The sequence below is a fragment of the Actinophytocola xanthii genome, assembly GCF_001921205.1.
GTDB classification, from domain to species: Bacteria; Actinomycetota; Actinomycetes; order Mycobacteriales; family Pseudonocardiaceae; genus Actinophytocola; species Actinophytocola xanthii.
On record NZ_MSIE01000007.1, the window covers coordinates 16,258 to 38,090 of the forward strand.

The 21,833-nt window shown below is 72.6% G+C and carries 22 protein-coding genes; 5 read left to right on the forward strand and 17 right to left on the reverse strand.

Features of this window, described 5'->3' with window-relative positions; genetic code table 11:
* Nucleotides 1-95 precede the first annotated feature (95 nt).
* Genes BU204_RS05555 through BU204_RS05570 form a run of 4 tightly spaced genes read right to left on the reverse strand, consistent with a single transcriptional unit; the run spans nt 96 to nt 3,751 of the window.
* Nucleotides 96-1,226, reverse strand: coding sequence for an LLM class flavin-dependent oxidoreductase (locus BU204_RS05555; protein WP_075124461.1), 1,131 nt, complete (start codon nt 1,224-1,226; stop codon nt 96-98).
* Complete coding sequence (locus BU204_RS05560; RefSeq protein ID WP_075124462.1) at nt 1,223-2,233, reverse strand: ABC transporter substrate-binding protein; 1,011 nt, start codon at nt 2,231-2,233, stop codon at nt 1,223-1,225. The genes BU204_RS05555 and BU204_RS05560 overlap by 4 nt, the downstream gene beginning before the upstream one ends.
* Nucleotides 2,220-2,942: an ABC transporter ATP-binding protein gene (locus tag BU204_RS05565; protein ID WP_075124463.1), complete on the reverse strand. Its 723-nt coding sequence runs from the start codon at nt 2,940-2,942 to the stop codon at nt 2,220-2,222. Before BU204_RS05565 ends, BU204_RS05560 begins: the two co-directional genes overlap by 14 nt.
* Complete coding sequence (locus tag BU204_RS05570; RefSeq protein WP_408607986.1) at nt 2,927-3,751, reverse strand: ABC transporter permease; 825 nt, start codon at nt 3,749-3,751, stop codon at nt 2,927-2,929. The genes BU204_RS05565 and BU204_RS05570 overlap by 16 nt, the downstream gene beginning before the upstream one ends.
* Before the next feature lie 312 nt (nt 3,752-4,063).
* Between BU204_RS05570 and BU204_RS05575 the strand changes: the two genes are divergently transcribed.
* The 3 genes from BU204_RS05575 (at nt 4,064) to BU204_RS05585 (ending at nt 5,952) form a co-directional block, all read left to right on the forward strand.
* Nucleotides 4,064-4,303, forward strand: a complete 240-nt coding sequence (locus BU204_RS05575) for a DUF6289 family protein (RefSeq protein ID WP_075124464.1) — start codon at nt 4,064-4,066, stop codon at nt 4,301-4,303.
* A gap of 84 nt (nt 4,304-4,387) precedes the next feature.
* A complete protein-coding gene (locus BU204_RS05580) occupies nt 4,388-5,497 on the forward strand; it encodes a glycosyltransferase (RefSeq protein WP_075124465.1) in 1,110 nt (369 codons plus the stop codon).
* 29 nt (nt 5,498-5,526) lie between these two features.
* Nucleotides 5,527-5,952, forward strand: a complete 426-nt coding sequence (locus BU204_RS05585; RefSeq protein WP_075124466.1) for a DUF6210 family protein — start codon at nt 5,527-5,529, stop codon at nt 5,950-5,952.
* Here the strand turns inward: BU204_RS05585 and BU204_RS05590 are convergent.
* Nucleotides 5,906-6,733 carry an SGNH/GDSL hydrolase family protein gene (locus BU204_RS05590; RefSeq protein WP_233159365.1) on the reverse strand — a complete coding sequence of 276 codons (828 nt, stop codon included), beginning with the start codon at nt 6,731-6,733 and terminating at the stop codon, nt 5,906-5,908. The genes BU204_RS05585 and BU204_RS05590 overlap by 47 nt on opposite strands.
* A 148-nt stretch (nt 6,734-6,881) precedes the next feature.
* Here BU204_RS05590 and BU204_RS05595 point away from each other — a divergent pair, with 148 nt between their 5' ends.
* Nucleotides 6,882-7,802, forward strand: a complete 921-nt coding sequence (locus BU204_RS05595; protein WP_075124467.1) for a phosphotransferase — start codon at nt 6,882-6,884, stop codon at nt 7,800-7,802.
* 9 nt (nt 7,803-7,811) lie between these two features.
* On the opposite strand, the gene BU204_RS05600 is transcribed toward BU204_RS05595, so the two are convergent.
* From BU204_RS05600 to BU204_RS05625, 6 genes are all read right to left on the reverse strand, one after another.
* Nucleotides 7,812-8,645: a hypothetical protein gene (locus BU204_RS05600; RefSeq protein WP_198942778.1), complete on the reverse strand. Its 834-nt coding sequence runs from the start codon at nt 8,643-8,645 to the stop codon at nt 7,812-7,814.
* Nucleotides 8,646-8,665: 20 nt separating this feature from the next.
* A complete protein-coding gene (locus tag BU204_RS05605) occupies nt 8,666-10,141 on the reverse strand; it encodes a serine/threonine-protein kinase (RefSeq protein ID WP_143229321.1) in 1,476 nt (491 codons plus the stop codon).
* 79 nt (nt 10,142-10,220) lie between these two features.
* A complete protein-coding gene (gene hisD / locus BU204_RS05610) occupies nt 10,221-11,525 on the reverse strand; it encodes a histidinol dehydrogenase (protein ID WP_075124469.1) in 1,305 nt (434 codons plus the stop codon).
* Nucleotides 11,526-11,567: 42 nt separating this feature from the next.
* Nucleotides 11,568-12,656 carry an alanine racemase gene (locus BU204_RS05615; RefSeq protein WP_075124470.1) on the reverse strand — a complete coding sequence of 363 codons (1,089 nt, stop codon included), beginning with the start codon at nt 12,654-12,656 and terminating at the stop codon, nt 11,568-11,570.
* Complete coding sequence (locus BU204_RS05620) at nt 12,656-13,489, reverse strand: amidohydrolase family protein (RefSeq protein WP_075124471.1); 834 nt, start codon at nt 13,487-13,489, stop codon at nt 12,656-12,658. The genes BU204_RS05615 and BU204_RS05620 overlap by 1 nt, the downstream gene beginning before the upstream one ends.
* A gap of 14 nt (nt 13,490-13,503) precedes the next feature.
* A complete protein-coding gene (locus tag BU204_RS05625) occupies nt 13,504-15,075 on the reverse strand; it encodes an N-acyl-D-amino-acid deacylase family protein (RefSeq protein ID WP_075124472.1) in 1,572 nt (523 codons plus the stop codon).
* Between BU204_RS05625 and BU204_RS05630 the strand changes: the two genes are divergently transcribed.
* The gene (locus BU204_RS05630; RefSeq protein WP_075124473.1) at nt 15,074-15,451 is read left to right on the forward strand and encodes a RidA family protein; all 378 of its coding nucleotides are present in this window, start codon (nt 15,074-15,076) and stop codon (nt 15,449-15,451) included. The genes BU204_RS05625 and BU204_RS05630 overlap by 2 nt on opposite strands.
* A gap of 5 nt (nt 15,452-15,456) precedes the next feature.
* Here the strand turns inward: BU204_RS05630 and BU204_RS05635 are convergent, their stop codons facing one another.
* The 6 genes from BU204_RS05635 to BU204_RS05660 form a co-directional block, all read right to left on the reverse strand.
* Nucleotides 15,457-16,308: an IclR family transcriptional regulator gene (locus BU204_RS05635; RefSeq protein WP_075124474.1), complete on the reverse strand. Its 852-nt coding sequence runs from the start codon at nt 16,306-16,308 to the stop codon at nt 15,457-15,459.
* A 9-nt stretch (nt 16,309-16,317) separates the two neighbouring features.
* Nucleotides 16,318-17,298: an ABC transporter ATP-binding protein gene (locus tag BU204_RS05640; protein WP_158073400.1), complete on the reverse strand. Its 981-nt coding sequence runs from the start codon at nt 17,296-17,298 to the stop codon at nt 16,318-16,320.
* Complete coding sequence (locus BU204_RS05645) at nt 17,295-18,290, reverse strand: ABC transporter ATP-binding protein (RefSeq protein WP_075124475.1); 996 nt, start codon at nt 18,288-18,290, stop codon at nt 17,295-17,297. The genes BU204_RS05640 and BU204_RS05645 overlap by 4 nt, the downstream gene beginning before the upstream one ends.
* Nucleotides 18,287-19,195, reverse strand: a complete 909-nt coding sequence (locus BU204_RS05650; protein WP_075124476.1) for an ABC transporter permease — start codon at nt 19,193-19,195, stop codon at nt 18,287-18,289. The genes BU204_RS05645 and BU204_RS05650 overlap by 4 nt, the downstream gene beginning before the upstream one ends.
* Nucleotides 19,192-20,151, reverse strand: coding sequence for an ABC transporter permease (locus BU204_RS05655; RefSeq protein WP_075124477.1), 960 nt, complete (start codon nt 20,149-20,151; stop codon nt 19,192-19,194). The genes BU204_RS05650 and BU204_RS05655 overlap by 4 nt, the downstream gene beginning before the upstream one ends.
* A gap of 69 nt (nt 20,152-20,220) precedes the next feature.
* A complete protein-coding gene (locus BU204_RS05660) occupies nt 20,221-21,813 on the reverse strand; it encodes an ABC transporter substrate-binding protein (RefSeq protein WP_075124478.1) in 1,593 nt (530 codons plus the stop codon).
* Between the last annotated feature and the right edge of the window lie 20 nt (nt 21,814-21,833).

A 21,833-nucleotide genomic window follows, 5' to 3' on the forward strand; every position in this document is an offset into this window, starting at 1 on the left:
CCGGCGCGCCACGGGCCGCCACCCGCAGTCAAGGCGACCGGCGCTCCCCCGGCAACGGTCCACCACCTCCTCTCGACCCGACCTCCGGTGCGCGGTCAGCCGCCGAGCGGCAGGGGCAGCCGCGGGGCGAGCAGTCCACGGCGTGCCAACTCGGGTCGGACGCCCTCGCCGAACCAGTAGGCCTCCTCGAGGTGGGGGTAGCCGGAGAGGATGAACTCGTCGATGCCGAGCGCGTGGTACTCCTCGATCCGGTCGGCGACCTCTGTGTGGCTGCCGACCAGTGCGGTGCCCGCTCCCCCGCGGACCAGGCCGACACCGGCCCACAGGTTCGGGTAGATCTCCAGCGCGCGTACGCCCGCGCTCGCGTTGCCGTTGTGCAGAGCGACCATGCGCTGCTGCCCGACCGACTCGCTGGCCGCGAGCTGGCGCTGGGCGTTGCGGACCTGCTCCTCGTCCAGGGAGTCCAGCAGGTTCTGGGCCTGGGCCCAGGCCTGCGCGGAGGTGTCCCGGGAGAGCGTGTGCAGGCGGATGCCGAAGCGCACCTCCCGCCCGGCCCGCTCGGCGAGCTCGCGCACCGCCGCGATCTTCGCCGCCACCTGGTCCGGCGGTTCACCCCAGGTGAGGTAGACGTCGGCGTGGCTGGCGGCGACCGGCAGCGCGGCGGCCGAGGACCCTCCGAAGTAGACGGCGGGTACCGGGTCCGGCGGGGCGAGCATCGTGGCGCCCTCGACCCGCAGGTGCTCGCCGTGGTGGGTGAACGGCTGCCCCGACCAGACGCCGCGCAGGATCGCGAGGAACTCGTCGGTCCTGGCGTAGCGGGCGTCGTGGTCGTGCCAGTCGCCGAACCGGCGCTGCTCCACGGCGTCGCCGCCGGTCACGATGTTGAGCAGGAGCCGGCCGCCGGAGATGCGCTGGTAGGTCCCGGCCATCTGGGCGGCCAGGGTCGGGGAGATCACCCCTGGCCGGAACGCGACCAGGAACTTCAGCCTGGTGGTCTCGCGGATGAGGGCGGCGGTGGTGAGCCAGGCGTCCTCACACCAGGTGCCGGTGGGGGTGAGCACCCCCTCGAACTCGAGTCGCTCGGCGGCCCTGGCGACCAGGGCGAGGTAGTCGATGTCGGCGTCGCGCGCGGCGGCCGGGCCCAGCGAGCGGTTGGCGTGGAACCGCTCGACGATCGTGCGCCCGTCGCCCGAGGTGGGCAGGAACCAGTGCAGGTGGAGGCTCATCGGCTGCTGTCCTTGATCTTCTCGAGGTCGTCGGTGAAGCGCCTGTCGACGAAGCGGGCGAAGTCGACCCGGCCGGGGAGCACCCCGTCGTCGGTGAAGGCGTCGGCGAGGTCCTGCTCGGAGCCGACGACCTCGTCGTCCAGGGGGACCGGCACGTCGGGTCCGCGCTCCACGGCCCTGCTGGCGACCTCGACCGCGAGCCCTGTCTCCGCTGCCCAGGACCGGGCCCACTGCTCCCGGTGTGCGTCGGCCCAGAGCTCCGCCCTGGCGTGCCGGGTGACGTAGTCGAGGATGGCCGCGTTGCGACCGGCGTCGGCCAGGGCGTCGGTGCCGGCCACGATGAACGTGTAGCCGTTGGCGGTACCGGTGCCGTCGGCCAGGACCCTGGCATCGGCCTCGAGCTCGGCCTGGGCGCTGTAGGGGTCCCAGACGGCCCAGGCGTCGACCTGTCCCTGGGTGAACGCGCCGTAGGCGTCGGCCGGCTGAAGAAAGGACAGCTTGACGTCCTTGGTGGACAGTCCGGCACGGCGCAGCGTGTAGAGGATCTGCCCGTGCGCCGAGCTGCCCTTCGCGACCGCGACCGTCCTGCCGCGCAACTCGCCCACCTCCCGCAGGGGCGAGTCCGCGGGCACCAGCAGCGTGTCGCCCGCGGTACTGCCCTGGGAGCTGGCGACAACGGCGATCCTGGCGTTGGCCGCGGCCGCGAAGATCGGCGGCGTGTTGCCGACCCGGCCCAGGTCGATCCCGCCGGCCGAGGCTGCCTCCAGCAGCGGCGGGCCGGAGGTGAACGTGGACCACTCGATGCGGTACGGCACGTCGTCCAGCAGCCCAGCGGCGGTCAGCAGTGCCTGGGAGCCGCCCTTCTGGTCGCCGACCCGCAGCGTCACCGAGGCCAGCTCCTCACGGCTGACCGGCGGCGGCTCGGCTGTCGAGGCGGGCTGTGACTGTCCGCACGCCGCGAGGAGGAGGACGGCCGTGAGGAGGGCGAACGGCTTAGCTACGCGCATGGTCGGTGACTCCCAGGTCGGCGAGTACGTGGGCGCGCAGGTCGATGTGGTCGGCCAGGCGCCGGGGACGGGGGGTGTCGAGCACGTGTTCGGCGGTGATCCGCCCGCCGTCGAGGACGAGTACGCGGTCGGCGAGCAGGAGTGCCTCGTCGACGTCGTGGGTGACCAGCAACACGCTGGGCCGGTGCCGCTGCCAGAGGTCCTCGACCAGGCGGTGCATGGCGAGCCGGGTCAGCGCGTCCAGCGCGCCGAACGGCTCGTCGAGCAGCAGCAGGTCCGGTTCGCGGACCAGTGCCCTGGCCAGCGAGAGGCGCTGGGCCTCGCCGCCGGACAGGGTGCGCGGCCAGGCGTCGGCGTGGTCGGCGAGACGCACCTCGTCCAGCGCACGCTCGGCCAGCGCGCGGTCCCGGGAGTGGTTCCGGCCGTCCCGGCGCAGGCCCAACACGACGTTGCGCCACACCGACCGCCAGGGCAGCAGCCGTGGCTGCTGGAAGGCGACCGAGACCGTTCCGCGCACCTCGGCCGAACCGGTCGTCTCCGGGTCCAGGTTGGCCAGGATGCGCAGCAGGGTGGACTTGCCCGAGCCGCTCCGGCCCAGCAGTGCGACGAACTCGCCGGTACCGATGTCGAGATCGAGTCCGGAAAGGACCGTGCGTGTGCCGAACCTCCTGGTGAGGTCCCGAACCTCGACGGTCAGCGTGCGCGCCATCGCAGTGCCCTCCGTTCCAGTAGGCGAACCAGGGCGTCGGTAACCAGGCCGAGTACCGCGTAGACGACCAGTCCGACGACGATCACGTCCGTGCGGAGGAACTCGCGCGCGTTGTTGATCAGGTAGCCGAGGCCGGCGTCGGCGTTGACCGTCTCCCCCACGATCAGCGCCAGCCACGCGATGCCGAGCGACTGCCGCAGGCCGACCAGGGTCTGCGGCACGGCGGCGGGCAGGACGACGTGCCACAGGCGTTCGGCGCGGCTGTACCCGAGCGCGGTCGTGGCCTCGATCAGGTGATCGTCGACGTTCCGGATACCGGAGTGCACGTTCAGGTAGAGCGGGAACGCCACCCCGAGCGCCACAAGGATGATCTTCGGCTCCTCCCCGATGCCGAACCACAGGATCAGCAGCGGGATCAGCCCCAGGAACGGGAGCGTGCGGAGCATCTGCACGGGCGGATCGATCAACACGTTTGCCCACGTGGACAGTCCGGCGAGGATGCCCAGCAGCAGGGCGATCGTGGCGCCGAAGAGGAAGCCGGTACCGACCCGCGTGATCGACACCGCGAACGCCGAGCCGAGCTCGCCGCTGCGGACGAGGTCGAGTCCGGCATGCAGCACCGTCCACGGCGAGCTCAACTTCTCCGGCGGCAGCAGGCCGGTCGCGCTGGCGACCTGCCAGAGCAGCACCAGGCCGACCGGGCTGACCCAGCGGCGAAGATCCGGCAGCCGCCAGCGCCGGCTTCTCGGCGCCAGCCGGCCACGTTCGTCTGAAGTGGACACAGTGGTGCCCAGGGTCGAGATGGACACGGATTTCTCCTGGCAGGATCAGGGGAACAGAAGAGTTCGGCCGTGACGTGAACTGGCGGCGGGAGACCGCACCGCTCTCAGGCGCCGGCCGGACAGGTGCAGGCGGCCACGCGGACGAAGTCCACATGACGGCGCCGAGTCAGCAACAGGACGGTACCCACAGCACTATCGGTACCCGGCGCGCTCGGGTCGGGTCAACGAGCGCGTCCCCGCGTCCACAGCATGGGAAGGGTTGGTCCGGTCGGATGATTGCCCTCATCGCCCGAAGACCGGATGATAGTGAATTATTTTCGTATTGCTCGGGAGGTTCACATGCGTCGCCGGGTCGTCTCCGTCTCCGCCGCCACCGTCCTCGTCGCCGGCGCCCTGGTGGGTGCCGCCGCCCCGGCGCAGGCAGCCGCCTGCCGGCGCGGCTGGGAGTGCGTGACCACCTACTACGACGACTCCGCGCACACCAACGTGGTGGGCGGCAAGGTCGAGTTCTGCGAGGGCGGCTCCAACTCCTGGGGCACCCGCACCGGCTACATCGAGTTCGACCAGTACCAGTGCTGACCGCGTGATCTTCATCAGCAGTTCACCGCTCGGGTGCCGGCCGGGCTACCGACCGGCACCCGGGCGGCGGATGCTCCGCGGTACATGCGGATCGTGCAGTTGGCGAACTTCTACAGCCCCACCTCGGGCGGGCTTCGTACCGTCGTGGACACCCTGGGCCGCGGGTATGCGACCCGGGGACATGAACGGGTCCTGGTCGTGCCCGGCGACCGTGCCCGGCGCCGGCGCACCGCCGGCGGGTGGTTGATCACCGTGCCCGGCGTGCCGGTCGGCGGCGGCTACCGGGTGATGCCGCGGTCGGGCCCGGTGCTGCGGCTGCTCGACGACCTCGCCGTCGGCCCCGTGTCGATCGAGGTGTCCGACAAGACCACGCTGCTGACCGCCGGCGAGTGGGCCCGTCGGCGGGGCGTGCGGACCGTGCTGTTCTCCCACGAGCGGTTGGACCGGTGGATCGCGGCGCGGCTGCCCCGGCTCGAGGCGCTGGGCGGGTCCCTGTTCGCCCGCGCCGTGCACGGCTGGAACAGGGGCATCGCCTCGCGGTTCGACACCGTCGTGGTGACCAGCGACTACGCCGAACGGGAGTTCGCCGGGCTGGACGTGTCCCTGCGCCGGGTCCCCCTGGGGGTGGACCTGGCCACGTTCCGGCCCGCACGGGCCGCGCGGGCGCGAACCGGCCCCGTACGCCTGGTCTACGCCGGCCGGCTGTCCCCGGAGAAGAACCCGGCGGCGGCGGTCGGCGCCGTTCGGGAGCTGCTTTCCGCCGGCACCCGGGTACGGCTGGACGTCTACGGCGAGGGCCCCGAGCGCGTGCGGCTGGCCCGGCAGGCGCGGGACCTGCCGGTGGTGTTCCACGGTCACGTCGGCGACCGCGCGGCACTGGCCGCCGCCCTGGCGCGGGCCGACGTGGCCTTCGCGCCGAGTGTCGCCGAGACCTTCGGCCTGTCCATCCTGGAAGCCATGGCCTGCGGCACTCCCGTGGTCACGTCGGTGACCGGCGGCGCGCCCGAACTGCTGTCCCCCGGCGCCGGGGTGGCCGTCCCGGCGACGCCGGCGGGCCTCGCGGCCGGGGTGGCCGAAGTCCTGTCCTGGCCGGTGGCCGTCCGCCGTGCCGCGGCCCGTGAACGCGCCGAGCGCTTCCCCTGGTCGAGGACCATCGAGGCCATGCTCGCCCTGCACACGTCATCGGCGTCCTGACCGTCCTGACCGTGTGCGAGACTCCCCTCATGCGCCTACGGCGGTTCGTCTCCCTGGACCCCGACGGGATGGCCGACGGATGGCTGTACGTGATCGTGGCGGCCCCGACGGGAGTTGTCCACCAACACCAGTACGGGGGCACGGCCTGCCGGCAGGGCCAGCTCGAGGGCTACCTCGTCCCGGTTCCCGCCGCCGAGGGCCTGGACGCACTGCGCGCGCTGTTCGAGCAGGACTTCGACAGCGTGGGCACCTGGAACCGCCGGTGGCGGGACGAGGAACGGGACGCGTTGACCCGGATCGTCCGCGGCGTCTCGTACTGGGCGTCCGACGGGCACGGCGAGGAGCGGCACGACCTCCGACTGGACGAGAGCCGTATGGCCGAGGTAGACGAGGCGTGGGTACCGGTTCTCACACCGGACGGTCCCGGCGTGCTGGTCTGGCCCAACTCCGACTGAGCGCCGCCGCGGGTCGGAGCAGGGCAGCCAGCGCATAGGGCACCAGATCCCCGCCTCGGCGGCAGAGCCACGGGATCCCCTTGCACACGAGCCAGATCCAGTGGGCGAGGGGACCGGTGGCGCGGCCGCCGGCGCAGTCAAGCGACACCTCCGCCGCGGCCAGGCCGCTCTCGGCGATCCGGGCGGCCAGGGCGCGGGCCAGCATGCGGTGCCCGAGCTCGGAGGGGTGCAGCCGGTCCACGGCCCAGGCCGCCGGATGGTAGATCTCGGGCAGGGCGCCCAGGTCCACGAGCGCGATGCGGTTGCGGGTCGCGACCTCGTCCAGGACCGCGTTGAGCGCGGCGATCCGCGCCGCGAGCGCCCGGCGCAGCGGGCCCGGCAGCGGGAAGACCCGGTGGTGCTCGTGGTACCGGACGGTGACGACCATCGTCCCGACCGCCCGCAGCGCCGCGACGACGTGGTCGAGGTCGGCGTCCAACCTCGCCGGGTCGAAGTCCGAGCGCATGGTGTCGTTCATGCCCACCACCAGGACCGCGACGTCCGGCCGGAGATGGAGCGCCCGGGGCAGCTGAACCTCGCGCAGCCCGCTCACCCGGGAGCCGCTGACCGCCAGGTTGGCCAGCCGCGGCCCGCCGAGCGCCTCGGCGAGCAGTGGCGCGAACCCGCGCCACCCGCCGTCCAGCGCGGGGTCCCCGATCCCCACGCCCACGGAGTCCCCCAACACCGCGACGACCCCCACCGCCCGCCCCAAACCGGCTTCCGGAACCGCGTCAACCAGCACGGACGCACTGTCCCCCATCGATCCACACACCCGATGAGAACGCGGTTAGCACCTGGCGAAGGATCGGCGAACTCGCGCCACCGAGAGTCCTTTGAGGACAGAACTACCCGGCTGGCGGGCCGCCCGTGCGGCTGGCACAGTCCTCGCCATGAGGGTGGACGACCTGCCGGGGTGGCTGCCGGCGTGGTGCGTGGACCAGCTGGGGGACGAGCCGGTCGCCGTGCTGTTCGAGCGACGGTCGATTTCCGCGGTGGTCGGGCTGCGGCTGGCCGGTGGACGCGACGTCGTGGTCAAGGCGCGGGAGGACGACGGCCGGGCGGAGTCGTGCGTCCTCGCCCAGACGCGGCTGGCCGAGCGTGGCTTCCCGTGCGCCCGGCCGCTCACGCCGGTCGTCGGCGTCGGTGCGCTGGCCGTGCACGCCGAGGAGTCCCGCCCCGGCGGCGAGCTGCTGCACGGCGACTCGCCCCACGTCGCCGTGCGCTACGCGGCGGTGTTCGCCCGGCTCATGGCCGAGCTGACCGACGTGACGGTCGCGCCGCCGCTGCCGAACCCGCGCTGGGCGCGCTGGGACCACGGCGACCCCGGCCTCTGGCCGGCCGTGCGGGTTCTCGACGAGCGGGACCAGAGCGCGGTACCCCCGTTCGTCCTCGAGACCGCCGAGCGCGCACGCGGCCGGCTGCTGGCAGCCGACCTGCCGTGCGTGTTGGGCCACGCCGACTTCGAGGCGCAGAACCTCCGCTGGCGCGACGGGGAGGTGTGGGCCGTGCACGACTGGGACAGCCTCGCCTGGCAGCCGGAGGCGGCCCTGGTGGGCGCCGCGTCCGGGACGTTCGTCAGCGTGTCGCCGCCGACCCTCGCGCCGGTCGAGAGCTCCGCCGCGTTCCTGGCGGCATACCAGGAGCTCCGGGGGCGGGTCCTCAGCACGGAGGAGCAGGAGATCGCCTGGGCGGCGAGCCTGTGGCCGGCCCTGCACAACGCCCGGTGGGAGGCCCTGCACGGGGACCCGCCGGTGTGCGGTGAGGCCGTCCGCGCCCAGGCCGCCGAACGCCTCCGTCTGGCGAACGCCTGACCCGGACGTTCAACGCTCCTCAGTAGACGGATTGCGCCGGGCGCGGTTGGCCGCCGAGAGGTCGTCGGCGGTCACCAGGCGTACCTCGGCGGCGCGGCGACCGACGGCGAAGCGGACGTTGCGGACCTGGCGGTCGGTACCTGCGCGGAACGGGTCCTCGTGGGGACCGAACGCGACGGCGGACACCTTGCGGATCGCCTCGTCGACTCGCTGGGGGCGCTCGAGGTTCCAGGCGTAGCCGCGCCAGGACAGCACGCGCTCGTAGATCTCGCGGTTGGTGGGCGGGCGGGGGTAGTCGTCCGCGCCGCTGAGCCATGGCTCGGCCAGTGCCAGCGCCACGAACCACTCCCGGCCGTGCGGCACGAGCCCCGGGGCGTCCTTGGTGGGCGCGGCGTCGCGGTCGAGCAGGGCCGGCAGCGGGATCGGTCGCGTCGTGGTCTCGTCGACGCGGGTCACGTCCATGGCCAGCAGCAGGTCCGCATGCCCGGCGCCGACCTGCTTGCCGCGCAACACCAGCAGCTGGTTCTCGCCGTCGTCGAGCTGGGCCGAGACACCCTCGGTCAGGATGACCCGGCGGGCTCCGCCGGGAGCGTCGAACATGCTCGACAGCTGGGCCGCGGGGTTGCCGCGCCAGCGCAGGCGGACGGTCTCGTCGCCGACGACGACCTCGCCCAGCAGCCGGGAGACGTGCTCGGCGCAGTCGGGCAGCGGGTAGGGGCTGAACCGCAGCTGCGTCTCGGGCCGGCCCTCCGGCACCTGCGGGGCGCGACCGACGAGCAGCGTCTCACCGGAACCGAGCACCACGGCCGGGGCACCCGACCCCCGAACCATGACCCGCAGCACGGACGAAGTCTAGAGCAGGATCATTCCGTGACCCGAAAGCTGTCACGGATCGCGCTCAGGACGTCCAGGTTGTCCTTCCAGAGCCGCTCGGTCTCGGCCGGGTCGTCGCTCTGCGCGGCCAGCGTGAGGATGTAGGTCCGGCCGTTCCCGGTGACCACATGCAACATCTCGTGCAGGTCGAGCTCGCCCTGGTCGCTGACGTGGTAGCTGACCTCCAGCTCCGCGCTGGTCAGGCCGCGCGGCGCGGGCCGCTCCTCGAGCCGGATCTTCCGGTAGTTCGTGATGAAGTCCATTGTGAACTCGCCTTGCTCGAACCCCCTGAGCACGCCGAGCGCCCCGCCCCGCTCACCCTGGTCCCACCATTCCAGGTGCGCCAGCACGGTCTGCGCGCCGTGCGGGTCCTGCACCCAGAAGATGTCCTGGCCGGAGGCGTCCTTGAACCAGCCCTCCGGGGTGGCGATCGTGAACCCGTCACCGCTGTGCGCGGTGAACCCCGGCGCCGCCGAGACCGTCGGCCCGGTGCCGGTGCTGGTGGTCGGGCCGGCCGTGCGGTCACCGTCGCCGCCGGACCGCAGGACCAGCAGCACCGTCGTCGCGGCGACGAGGACGAGCACGACGAACAGCACGGCGATCCGCCGGCTGGGCCGCCGCCCGCGCGGGGCCGCCGGGACCGGCCCGTCCACCGGCCTGGTCGGGTCCTGCGGCTCGGGTCTGCCGACCGCTCGGGCCAGCAGCGACGCCGCCGCCGCGGCGGTGGGGCGCTGACGGGGATCCTTGTCCAGCAACGCGGACAGCACCGGCCAGAGGCGAGGTGCCTGCGGTAGCCGGGGCGGGGTGAACGTGAGCACGGCCGCCAACGTCGCCTGCGTGTCCGAACGCTGGAACGGCGACTCGCCCCGCAACGCGGCGCAGAGGGTGACGCCGAGGGACCACAGGTCGGTCGCCGGGGTGGCCGGCTCGCCGTTGACCCGCTCCGGGGCGAGGTACTCCGGTGAGCCGAGAACCGCGTCGCTGACCGTGGTGTCGCTGCTCACCGCCGCGATCCCGAAGTCGGTGAGCACGACCCGGTCCCCGTCGAGCAGGATGTTGGCCGGCTTGATGTCGCGGTGCACGACGCCGTGCGCGTGGGCGACCGCGAGCGCTTCGAGCACCCGCGTCCCGAGCTCGGCGACGCGCTCCTCGGACAGCGGCCCCTCGGTGCGGAGCAGGTCGGCGAGCGACGGGCCCTCGATCAGCTCCATCACGATCAGCGGACGCCCGTCGGCGACCACGACGTCGTGGACGGCGACGACCCCGGTATGCCGCAGCCGCGCCGCGGCACGGGCTTCCCGCAGGATCTGCTGGGTCTGGTAGTCGCCGTCGACACCGACCCGGACGTGCAGCTCCTTGACCGCGACGTCGCGGCGCAGGAGCTCGTCGTGGGCCCGCCACACCACGCCCATGCCGCCCTGGCCGAGGCGGGTGAGCAACCGGTAGCGATCAGCGACCACTGTCACGCCCCGAAACCTATCCGCCACGGGGGTGTGAGGGAAATTCGGATCCACCGGCGGAACGCCGCGGATCCGAACCCGCCGGTCAGGCGGACGCGGGGGGCGAGAGGGCCCAGGCGGGCGGGGTCGTCGTGCGCAGGTCGGCGGCGCGGGCGTGGCCCTCGAACAGCTCCACGCGCGACGCGCGAGCGCAGATCTCGCCCAGTCGGGCGCTGGAAGCCGCGTCGGTGACCTCCTGGTAGGTCACCGTCTTCAGGTACTTGCCCACCCAGAGACCGCCGGTGTAGCGCGCCGCGCCCCGCGTCGGCAGGACGTGGTTGGTGCCGATCACCTTGTCGCCGAAGGAGACGCAGGTACCCGCGCCCAGGAACAGCGCGCCGTAGTCGCGCATCGCCGTCAGGGCCTCCCGGGGGTCGGCGGTGAGCACCTCGACGTGCTCGAAGGCGTAGGAGTCGGCGACCTCGTAGGCCTCGGCGAGCGAGTCCACCACCACGACCTGGCCGTGGTCTCGCCACGCGGGCTCGGCCATGTCCCGGGTGGGCATCCCGGGCAGCAGCCGGTCGATGTGCGCTATCGCCTCGCGGGCGAGGTCCGCGGAGGTCGTCACGAGCACGGCGGGGCTGTCCGGGCCGTGCTCGGCCTGGCTGAGCAGGTCGACGGCCACCGTGAACGGGTCGGCGGTCTCGTCGGCGATCACGAGGATCTCCGTGGGACCGGCGAACAGGTCGATGCCCACCTCGCCGAACAGCTGTCGCTTGGCTTCGGCCACATAGGCGTTCCCCGGCCCGGCCAGCATGTTCACCGGGTCGATCGTCTCGGTGCCGTACGCCAGCGCGGCGACCGCCTGCACCCCGCCGAACAGGTAGATCTCGTCGGCACCGGCCAGGTGCATGGCCGCCACGGTCGCCGCCGGCACCTCGCCGCGGATCGGTGGCGTGCACGCGGCCACCCGGGGCACGCCGGCCACCTTCGCCGTCACGATCGTCATGTGCGCCGAGGCCACCAGCGGGTAGCGGCCGCCCGGCACGTAGGCCGCGGTGGCCGCGACCGGGAGGTGCCGCTGGCCCAGCCGAACCCCGGGCAGGGTCTCCACCTCGACGTCTCGCAGGGAGTCGCGCTGGTGTCGGGCGAACTCGCGCACCTGGCCCTGGGCGAACTCGATGTCGGCGATGACCTGGTCCGGCACCCCGGCCACGATCTTCTCGACCTCCTGCGCCGAGAGCCGGAACGACTCCGGGGACCAGGAGTCGAACTTCTCCGAGTACTCGCGCAGCGCCGCGTCACCGCGCTCCCGGACCTCGGCGAGGATCCGCTCGACTGTCTCCCGGACCTGGTGCCCACCGGCGACCGACGCGGCCGATGCGCCGACCGGGGCCTTGATGACCTGCATGGCTCCACCTCACGTGAAACAGCGTTCCATGTCAATAAGAGATCAGTACCGCGCGGAGACCGGCCACTCGTCGAGCACCTCGGTGCCCCGGACGGCGTACACGCGGCTCCACATGTTCGTCGTGCCACAGGCGTGGTTGGGCACGACGCGCAGCAGGTCGCCGACCGCGATCCCGCCCTCGTGGTTCAGAAACCCGTGCTCCTCGTTGGCCTCGCCGAACACCACACCCCGAAGTGGCCGTCCCGACACGTCCACGACGACACCCACCGAGCCGGCGGCGGCGATCGTGTCGGAGCTCATCGCCTTGACCCCGGCGTCGATGATCGCCCGGCCGGGCCGCTCGGCGGAGGCCACCCGGGTGAGCACGCTCAGCGCGCACTCCTCGAGCGTGCAGCTGCCGAGCCGCACCTGGTTGGCGTCGTAGTAGACGTAGGTACCGGGACGGGCCTCGGTGACGCCCGCGGCGAACGGCGCGGAGGTCGCGCCCGGGGTCGAGCCGACCGACACCACGTCGACCGCGTGGCCGGCGTCGCGCAGTGCGCCCGCCACGCCCGCGAGCACCGCGCCTGCGGCCCCGCCGGCCAGCTCCAGCGCCGCCCGGTCGGGGGCGGCGGCGATGTGGCCCTCGTGGGTGAGCACCCCGCGCAGCGCCAGCCCCGGCAGGGCGGCGATCTCGGCGGCCGTGGCCGGGGCGCGGTCCGGCTCGACCCCGAGCCGCGCGTGGCCGGTGTTCACCTCGAGCACGAACGGGACGGTCACGCCGGCAGCGGAGGCCGCCTCGGCGAGCGGCCGCGCCGCCGCCACCGAGTCCAGTGCCACGGTCAGTCCGCCGCCGCGCGCCGCGTCCACCGCGAACTCGACCTTGCGCGGACCGATCGGGACGTTGGCCCACAACAGGTCCGGCACGCCCCGCTCGCGGAGCCAGGCCACCTCCGCGGCGGTCGAGCAGGTCATCCCGACCGCGCCCGCCGCGAGCTGACGGCGCGCGACCTCCCAGCACTTGGAGGTCTTCACGTGCGGCCGCAGCGCGACCCCCGTCCCCGCGAAGGACGTCGCCATCGCGGCGACATTGCGGTCCAACCGGTCCACGTCGACGAGCAGGGCGGGCGTGGCCAGCTCGGCGAGATCCATCAGGCCAACCCCAACGCCACGCGGGGATCCCCGTCGACCAGCCAGTCGATGGTCTCCGGAGCGATCGCCGGCAGGCCGGTCGGGCGCATCGCGGCCAGCTCGCGCAGCCCGGCGACCGCCTCCGCCGGGGTCCACATCGGATAGTCCGACCCGAACAGCAGCTTCGGTACGACGTCCCACTCCTGGGCGCGGGCCAGCGCCATGAAGCCGTCGAGCGGGCGCGCCCACGCCGCCGACACGTCGCCGAACACGTTGCGGTTCTTGCGGAGCACGACGACCGTCTCCCGCTGCCAGGGGTGGCCGAGGTGGGCGATGATCTGGCGCAGGTCCGGGTGGCGCCGGGCGACGTCGTCGACCAGCAGCGGCTCGCTGAGGTCGAGCCGGCCTTCCGGGCTGGGGGTGGCGCCCATGTGCCAGAGCACGATCAGGCCCGCCTCGGTCGCGGCCCGGAAGAACTCGTCGTGGGCGGTGTCGCGCGGGTCGAAGTGCGCGAGCACCGGGTAGAGCTTGATGCCGCGCAGTCCTCGTGCGATCCCGTCGGCGAGCTGGTCCAGCACGTCGTCGTCGCTCAGGTCCAGGGCCATGAAGCCGATCGTGTTGGTCTCGGTCGCGGCGCAGAACCCCTCGACGAACTCGTTGGGGGTGATCACCCCGGCCCGGGTCGCCCGCATGCCGAACACGAACGCGAGGTCCACGCCGGCGGCGGCCATGACCTCGTCGTACTGCTCCGGGGTCCGGTCGGCGTACTCGTGGCCGTACACCGGCTGCCAGTTCCGGTGCCACTCGCAACCCCAGTGCTCGGCGAGGTGGCAGTGGGTGTGGACGTCGATCATCGCGCTCCTCGGTCTCAGGTCCGCAGTACGTGTCCGGCCAGGGCGCCGGTGTGGTCGCCGCCCTCGACCGCGACCGACCCGTTCACCAGCACCAGGTCGACGCCGGCGGCGAACTGGTGCGGCAGGGTGAACGTCGCCCGGTCGGCGAGCCGCTCCGGGTCGAGCACGACGACGTCGGCCGGGGCGCCGGGTGCCAGCACGCCCCGGTCGGTCAGCCCGACCCGCTCGGCCGGCGCCGAGGTGCACCGTCGGACCGCTTCGGGCAGGTCGTGGGCGTAGCGGGTCAGGTAGCGCGGGAAGCAGCCGTAGCTGCGTGGGTGCGGCATGCCCGCGCCGGTCACCCCGGCCGGGTCCAGCGCGAGCCCGTCGGAGGCGACGACGGCCGCCGGATGGGCGAGCACCGCGCGCAGGTCGTCCTCGCTGCGCCCGCCCGCGGTCATCATCACCCCGGTTCCGAGCTCGGCGAGCAGGTCGAGTACCACCTCGTCCCCCGGGATGCCCAGCTCGTCGGCCAGCTCGGCCACGCTGCGCCCGACGGCCGGGTCGGGCTCGGGGCGGGCCGTCCAGCTGACCATGATCTCGTCCCAGGTGGTCGGCCGGTCCAGCCAGGCCGTCCGGACCCGGCCGCGCACGTCCGGGTCGCGCAGGCGGGGCACCCAGGTCGCCGGGCCCCCGTCCTGCGCCCAGGCCGGCAGCAGCTGGGCCAGCGGCGCGTTGCCGTGCAGGTAGGGGTAGATGTCCACGCCGACCGAGAAGCCGTCGGCGTTCGCCTCGTCCACCAGGTCCAGCGCACGGCGCACCGAGCCCCAGTTGCGCCGGCCGACCGAGACCAGGTGGGAGATCTGGGTCCGGCACCCGGTCCCTCTGGCGACCCGCACGGCCTGCTCGACCGAGGCGACAAGGCCGTCCTCGTAGCTGCGCACGTGCCAGGTGAAGACCTTGCCGGCGGCCGCGACGACCGAGGCGAGCGCCAGCAGCTCGTCCTCGCGCACGAACGGCAGCGGCGCGTAGACCAGACCGGTCGACAGACCGACCGCACCGCCGTCCAGGGCGTCGCGCAGCAGACCGCCCATGGCGTCGAGATCGGCGGCGCTGGCCGGCCGGTCGGCGAAGCCGCAGACCCGGGCGTGCAGCACGAGGTGCCCGACGAGGGCGGCGACGTTCACCCCGGGACGCGCCGCCTCGACGGCGTCCAGGTAGCCGGGGAGGTCCCGCCAGCTCCACTCGACCGACGGGTCCAGGTCGAGGTAGCTGACCGCGGCCCGCAGGTCGGGCTGCTCGGGCGCGGTGACGCCGAGGCCGCAGTTGCCCACGACCTCGGTCGTGACCCCCTGGTGGACCTTGCTCAGCGCGCGCGGGTCGGACAGCAGCGTCAGGTCCGAGTGGGTGTGGATGTCGACGAACCCCGGGCAGACCACGCGGCCGGTGACGTCCACCCGCCGCGCGTCAGCGGGCGGCTCGCCGCCGATCGCCCGCACCAGGCCGTCGCGGAGGTGTACCGAGGCGTGCCGGCCCGGTGCGCCGGTGCCGTCCACGACCAGTCCCCCGGTCAGCACCAGGTCCGGAACGTGATTCCCTGTGGTCATGATTGAACGCTTCCATCCCGCGAGCTTCCCCGCTCCGGCAGTACCGCTGTCCCACGCGACCCGCGCCGGCGACTTCGTGTTCGTCTCGGGCCAGGTCGCCACCGACGCCGAGGCCAAGGTCTACATCGGCGACTTCACCCGGGAGGTGGAGAGCGTCCTCGACAACGTCGAGGCCGTCCTCGCCGCCGCGGGCGCACGCCGCGACCAGATCGTCAAGGTCGGCGCGTTCCTGTCCAACGCGGCGCTGTTCGCGCCGTTCAACGAGGTCTACGCGCGCCGGTTCGGCGACGCCCCACCGGCGAGGACGACCGTGTGCGTCGACTTCGGACACCCGGACGTCCGGGTCGAGATCGAGGCGATCGCCTACGTCGGCTGAGGGCGTCATGCGCCGGCCGGCCGCAGCGAACGGTGCACGATCCGCAGTGCGGTCGTGAAGTCCGGGTCGGCCGGCATCGCCTTCGCCACGTCGTCCAGTACGGACACGTACTCGTGCTGCTTGGCGGGCGTGAACTCGCCGGCCGGCCCCGACACGCTCACCGCCGCGAGGCACTCCCCGCCGACGCGGACCGGGACCGCGACGCAGCGCAGCCCGTTGCTGCGCTCGTTGTCGTCCAGCGCGTAGCCGCGGCGGGCCGTCTTGCGCAGGTCACGGCGCAGGTCGGCACCGGAGGTGATCGTGTGCTCGGTGAACGGCTCGAACGGCTCGGCTGGCACGGTACGGGCCAGCTGCTCCTCGGACAGGTCGGACAGCAGCACCTTGCCCAGGCCCGTGCAGTACGTGTGGTCGCGCGAGCCGACGGCGGTGGTGAACCGAAGCGGCCGGTCCGGTTCGGCGACACAGATGTGCAGCACCTGGTCGCCGTCCAGCACCCCCAGGTTGGCCGTCTGTCCGGTCCGCTCGGCGACCGGTTTCAGGTACGCCTGGGCGACCACCGTGAGATCCAGTGTGGACACGTACGAGCTGGCGAGGCGGTGCACCTTGTGACCCAGCCGGTAGGAGGGCCGCTCGTCGATGCGCACCACGTACTCCATCTCGGACAGCACGGCGAGCAGGCGGACGAGCGTGCTCTTGGGCAGCGCCGTCGACTCGCTGAAGTCGATGAGCGTGAGCGGCTCGGACGCGGCGGCCAGCATCTCGAGCAGCGCGAGGCCGCGCGCCAGCGCGTTCGCGTGGTAGTTCGCCGAGGCCGGCTTCGAGTCGTCGACAGAGGCCTGGCGAGTGGTACGGGCCATGAAACGCTCCTACGCTGCAGAGATCTCGGGGAAGTGGCACGCACTCGGATGCCCGACGCCGAGCCGGTCGGCCAGCGCGGGTGCCTCCTGCGCGCAGACATCCTGCGCCTTCCAGCACCGCGTGCGGAACCGGCACCCGCTGGGCGGGTCGCTCGGGCTCGGTACGTCGCCGGTCAACGTGATCCGCTGCCGCCGCTCCCGGCCGACCGGGTCGGGCACCGGGATGGCCGACAGGAGGGCCTGCGTGTACGGGTGGGTCGGTCGGGTGAAGATGTCGGCCCTGGTTCCCGTCTCGACGATCGCTCCCAGGTACATCACGGCGACGCGGTGGGAGATGTGCCGGACCACCGACAGGTTGTGCGAGATGAACAGGTAGGCCAGGCCCAACCGCTCCTGCAGGCCGCGCAGCTGGTTGATCACCTGCGCCTGCACGGACACGTCCAGCGCGCTGACCGGCTCGTCCAGCACGATCAGCCTCGGCTCCAGGGCCAGTGCCCTGGCGATACCGACCCGCTGGCGCTGGCCGCCGGAGAACTCGTGGGCGTAGCGGCGGGCGTGCTCGGGACGCAGACCGACCAGCTCGAGCAGCTCACCCACCCGCTCCGCGCCGCCCTCCCGGTAGCGGCCCTGCACGCGCAGCGGCTCGGCGACGATGTCGTGCACGGTCATCCGGGGTGAGAGCGAGGCGTACGGGTCCTGGAACATGATCTGGATGTCCTGGCGCCTGGCCCGCAGGTCCCGCTGGGACAGCGGGGACAGGTCGGTGCCGTCGAACTCGATGCGTCCCGCGGTCGGCTCCAGCAGGCGCACCAGCAGTCGGCCGGTGGTCGACTTGCCGCAACCCGACTCCCCCACCAGCGACAGGGTCTCCCCCGCGGCCAGCTCGAGGTCCACGCCGTCCACGGCGCGGATCTCGCCGACCTTGCGGCGCAGCACCCCCCGCCGGATCGGGAAGTGCTTGCTCAGGCCCTCGACCTTCAGCAGCGTCACGGTCCCACCTCCTCGGGGAAATGGCAGGCACTGCGGCGGCCGCCACCCAGGTCGAGCAGGGCCGGCCGCTCGGCTCGGCAGCGCTCCCTCGCCAGCGGGCACCGCGGGTGGAACGGGCAGCCCGGCGGCGGGTTGGACATGTTGGGAGGGTTGCCCGGAATGGGGTCGAGCGCGTCGGTGTCGGTGTCCATCCTGGGCAGGCTCGCGAGCAGGCCGACCGTGTACGGGTGCCTGGGCCGGACGAACAGGTCCTCGACCCCGGCGGTCTCCATCACCCGGCCCGCGTACATGACCACCACCCGGTCGGCGAGCTCCGCGACCACCCCCAGGTCGTGGGTGATCAGGACGGTCGCCGCGCCGGTCTCGGCCTGCGCCTTCTGGATGAGGTCGAGCACCTGTGCCTGGATCGTCACGTCCAGGGCCGTCGTCGGCTCGTCGGCGATGATCAGGTCCGGGTCGTTGGCGATCGCCATGGCGATCATGGCCCGCTGCCGCATGCCGCCGGAGAACTCGTGCGGGTACTGCCGCGCGCGCTGGCCCGGGTCGGGCACACCCACCAGCTCGAGCAGCTCCACGGCGCGCGCCTGGGCCGCCCGCCTGTCCCGCCTCTCCTGGTGCAGCAGCACGGCCTCGGCGATCTGGTCGCCGATCGTCATCACCGGGTTCAGCGCGGTCATCGGGTCCTGGAAGATCATGCCGACCGGACCGCCACGCACCGCGCGCAGCCGCCGCGGCGGCATCGCGCGGAGGTCCTGGCCGCGGAAGGTCAGCGCGTCCGCGCGGACCCTGGCCGGCGGCTCGCGCAGCAGCCGCAGCACGGACATGGCGGTCACGCTCTTGCCCGAGCCGGACTCGCCGACCACCGCGACGATCTCGCCGGGGTTCACCTCCATGCTCACGCCGTCCACGGCGTGCACCACGCCGTCCTCGGTGGGGAACTCGACGTGCAGCCCCTCGATCCGCAGCAGGGGCTCTGGCTCGTGCACGGTCATGACTGCCTCGGATCCACGGCGTCGCGCAGCCCGTCGCCGATGAAGTTGACCGCGAGCACGGTGAGCGCGACCGCGATCCCGGGTGCGAGCCAGAGCCAGGGCTGACCGGCGATGACCGTCAGGCTCTGGGCGTCGGTGAGCATGTTGCCCCAGCTCGGTGTCGGTGGCTGCACGCCGAGACCGAGGAAGGACAGGGTGGACTCCAGCCCGATCGCCTGGGCGACGGCGAGGGTGGCCGCCACACTGATCGGCGGCAGTGCGGCCGGGACGATGTGCCGGGTCATCAGCCAGAACGACCCAGCGCCGGCCGCTCGCGCGGCGAGCAGGTACTCCTGCTCGCGCAGCGAGAGCGTGACGCCGCGGACGATCCGGCCGCACACCGGCCACTGGAACAGGCCGATCGCGATGATCATCGTCGGCACGCTGGGGCCGAGGATGCCGGCCACGACGACCGTCACCACCACCGTGGGGAAGGACAGGAACACGTCGGCGAGCCGCATCACGACGCTGTCGACCCAGCGGCCGAGCAGACCGGCGAGCCCGCCGAGCAGGGTGCCGAAGACGACCGCGAGGCCGGCCGCGGCCAGGCCGACACCCAGCGAGACCCGGGCGGCGTGCAGGAGCCGGGAGAACACGTCGCGGCCGGTGGGGTCGGTGCCGAGCCAGTGCGCCGCCGAGGGCGCCTCCCGGACGTGCTCGAGGTCGACCGCGTTGGGGTCGTAGCCGGACAGGGTCGGGGCGAAGACCGCGGCGGCGACCACGAGCAGCAGGTACCCGACGCTGACGACGGCCACGGTGTGGCGGCGGAAGCGGCGCAGCCCCGTCCGCCAGGGCGTGCTGCGTCCGGCCGACGCGTCCGCCCGCGCCTCGAGCTCGCCCGGCAGGTCGGCGGGGAGATCGGTCATCGCAGCCTCACCCTGGGATCGACGAGTGTGTAGAGGACGTCGGCGAGCAGGTTCGACAGCAGCACCAGGATCGCGACGAGCAGCGCGAACCCGACGATGACCGAGTAGTCCTGCTGGAACACCGAGCTCACCGCGAGCTGCCCCATGCCGGGCCAGGCGAAGACCTGCTCGATGACGACGGCGCCGCCGAGCAGCTGGCCCATGTTGGTCGCGATCACCGTGAGCACGGGGATCAGCGAGTTGCGCAGCGCGTGCCGCACGACCACCCGTCGGGGCGAGGCACCCTTGGCCTCGGCCGTGCGCACGTAGTCGGCGTTCAGCTCGGTGATCATGCTGCTGCGGACGTACCGGAGGTAGGTCCCGGAGTTCGCGAAACCGAGGATGACCGCGGGCAGGACGAGATGGCTCAGCGTGTCGAGCAGGCCGGGGTTGGTCGGGTCGGAGATCCCCGAGGCCGGCAGCAGCTGCAACTTCAGCGAGAACAGGTAGATCCCGATGAGCGCGACGAAGAACACCGGGATCGACACCGAGCCCAGGCTCACTACCGCCGTCCCGTAGTCCCAGGCCGAGTTGCGCCGGCGGGCGGCGAGGATGCCGAGCGGGAACGCGATCAGCAGCGAGATCAGCAGCCCGACGAGCATCAGCTCGACGGTGGGGCCGATCCGCTCGGCGAGCAGCTCGGTGACCGGGCGGCCGTTGAGCAGCGAGTAGCCGAGGTCGCCCTGCACCGCGTTGACCAACCAGAACCAGTACTGGACGACGATCGGTCGGTCCAGGCCGAGCTCGTGGCGCCGCTGGGCGATGTACTCGGCGGTTCCCGAGTTCAGCTGGTCGGGGGGAATCCGCATCGCGATCGGGTCGCCCGGCGTCTTGTGCACCAGCCAGAAGATCGCGATCGTGATGAGGAAGAAGACCAGCACGTTGGTCATCAGCCGGCGTGCGAGGTACGCGCCCACTCCCGCCCTCCCTTCGTCCGCTCGTCGGGTGTGCCGGGCCGGCCCCGCGGGACAGGCCCGGCACGGGGATCAGCCGGCGATCGACCAGCTCGCCGGGTCCCAGAACCCGGCGTCCTGGGAACCGGGGGCTTCGAAGCCCTGGACCCGGTCGTTCACACCCCACAGGCCGAACGGGGAGTACAGCCAGAACAGGTCGGCCTGGGAGTTCTCCCGCAGCGCGGCCTGGGAGTACAGCGACTTCCGCTCGGCCTCGTCGGTGGTGGCGTTGGCCCGCGCCATCAGGTCGTCGAGCTGCGGGTCGCAGAAGAAGTTGATGTTCCCGCCGGCGGGGTAGCGGAGCGCGCAGGCGGTGATGTAGTTGACGCTCGAGGCGTCGACGGCGTAGTTGCCACCGCCGTAGAGCGTCATGTCGTAGGACTTCTCGTCGTAGGTCTTGGAGATCTGCGCGGCCTGGATGTTCACCAGCTTGACCTTCACGCCGACCGCCGCGAGCTGGTTCTGGACGATCGTGACGGTCGCGTCGCGGTCGCGCTGCCCCTGGACCCACTGCAGGTTCACGGTGCGGTTGAAGTCCCAGCCGGCCTGGGTGAGCAGCTGCTTGGCCTTGTCCGGGTCGGCGGCGTAGGTCTCCAGCCCCTCGGGCGCGTCGTCCTTGTCGAAGTCGGACAGCCGGACCTCGCCCTTGCCGGCGAGCACCGTCTTCACGATCTGTTCGCGGTCGACGGCGTACAGGAACGCCTGGCGCACCCGGACGTCGGAGAAGTACGGCTTGGACTGGTTCAGCGCGATCCGCACGAACCCGGCACCCGGCTTCTCCTGCGTGCTCACGTTCCCGAACCCGCCGACGGTCTCCAGGTCTGTGGGCGAGTACGAGGCGATGTCGATGCCGCCGTTGCCGAGCTGTGCGGTGGCGGCGTCGGAGGTCATCGGCTTGAGGAAGACGTCCTTGATCTTCGCCGGCGACCGGTACTCCGGGTTGGCGGTCACGTGCACGTACTGGTTGGTCCTGTACTCGACGAACGTGTACGGGCCCACCGTCACCTTGGGCGCCCGGAAGTACTCGTTCTCCGCGACCGACTCGACCGGGACGTCACCGAGGACGTGCTCGGGCACGATGGCCGCGGTCCCCACGAGCGCCGCGAGGCCGAAGTTCGGAGCGGCCGCCTTCATCACGAACGTGGTGTCGTCCGGCGCCGAGAACCCGGAGATCTCGTCGGCCTTGCCGGCCACGAAGTCGGCGACGCCCTCCACGGCGGTGTAGTTGCCCGCGGTGGCGCTGGTGGACCTCGGGTCGGCCAGGAGCTTGTAGGTGAACAGCACGTCCTTGGACGTGAACGGCTTCCCGTCGCTCCACTTCAGACCTTCACGGAGCTTGAAGGTGAAGGTCCTCGCGTCCGGGGAGACCTCGTAGCTCTCCGCCAGGCGCGGCTGGAGCTCGTAGTCCGGGTCGACGCCCAGCAGGCCCTCGTGCAGCAGGGACATGACCTGGTTGTCCGGGCCGCTGCTGGGTGCGAGCGGACCGAACAGGCCGGCCGGCTCCTGGTACAGGTAGATGTTGAGCGCCGACGAACCGGAGGCACCGGTCCCGGTGTTCTGCGGGCCGGCGCAGCCGGCCACCGCGAGCGCGGCGACCGCCAGGGCGGCGATGAGCTTCCGTCGCATGGGTACCTCTCTGGTGGGGA

What these genes read in the sequence shown, in the direction of transcription:
- BU204_RS05555 (WP_075124461.1), bottom strand. Translation starts at nt 1,226, where the DNA reads ATGAGCCTCCACCTGCACTGGTTCCTGCCCACCTCGGGCGACGGGCGC.
- BU204_RS05560 (WP_075124462.1), bottom strand. Translation starts at nt 2,233, where the DNA reads ATGCGCGTAGCTAAGCCGTTCGCCCTCCTCACGGCCGTCCTCCTCCTC.
- BU204_RS05565 (WP_075124463.1), bottom strand. Translation starts at nt 2,942, where the DNA reads ATGGCGCGCACGCTGACCGTCGAGGTTCGGGACCTCACCAGGAGGTTC.
- BU204_RS05575 (WP_075124464.1), top strand. Translation starts at nt 4,064, where the DNA reads ATGCGTCGCCGGGTCGTCTCCGTCTCCGCCGCCACCGTCCTCGTCGCC.
- BU204_RS05580 (WP_075124465.1), top strand. Translation starts at nt 4,388, where the DNA reads ATGCGGATCGTGCAGTTGGCGAACTTCTACAGCCCCACCTCGGGCGGG.
- BU204_RS05585 (WP_075124466.1), top strand. Translation starts at nt 5,527, where the DNA reads ATGCGCCTACGGCGGTTCGTCTCCCTGGACCCCGACGGGATGGCCGAC.
- BU204_RS05595 (WP_075124467.1), top strand. Translation starts at nt 6,882, where the DNA reads ATGAGGGTGGACGACCTGCCGGGGTGGCTGCCGGCGTGGTGCGTGGAC.
- hisD (WP_075124469.1), bottom strand. Translation starts at nt 11,525, where the DNA reads ATGCAGGTCATCAAGGCCCCGGTCGGCGCATCGGCCGCGTCGGTCGCC.
- BU204_RS05615 (WP_075124470.1), bottom strand. Translation starts at nt 12,656, where the DNA reads ATGGATCTCGCCGAGCTGGCCACGCCCGCCCTGCTCGTCGACGTGGAC.
- BU204_RS05620 (WP_075124471.1), bottom strand. Translation starts at nt 13,489, where the DNA reads ATGATCGACGTCCACACCCACTGCCACCTCGCCGAGCACTGGGGTTGC.
- BU204_RS05630 (WP_075124473.1), top strand. Translation starts at nt 15,074, where the DNA reads ATGATTGAACGCTTCCATCCCGCGAGCTTCCCCGCTCCGGCAGTACCG.
- BU204_RS05625 (WP_075124472.1), bottom strand. Translation starts at nt 15,075, where the DNA reads ATGACCACAGGGAATCACGTTCCGGACCTGGTGCTGACCGGGGGACTG.
- BU204_RS05635 (WP_075124474.1), bottom strand. Translation starts at nt 16,308, where the DNA reads ATGGCCCGTACCACTCGCCAGGCCTCTGTCGACGACTCGAAGCCGGCC.
- BU204_RS05645 (WP_075124475.1), bottom strand. Translation starts at nt 18,290, where the DNA reads ATGACCGTGCACGAGCCAGAGCCCCTGCTGCGGATCGAGGGGCTGCAC.
- BU204_RS05650 (WP_075124476.1), bottom strand. Translation starts at nt 19,195, where the DNA reads ATGACCGATCTCCCCGCCGACCTGCCGGGCGAGCTCGAGGCGCGGGCG.
- BU204_RS05660 (WP_075124478.1), bottom strand. Translation starts at nt 21,813, where the DNA reads ATGCGACGGAAGCTCATCGCCGCCCTGGCGGTCGCCGCGCTCGCGGTG.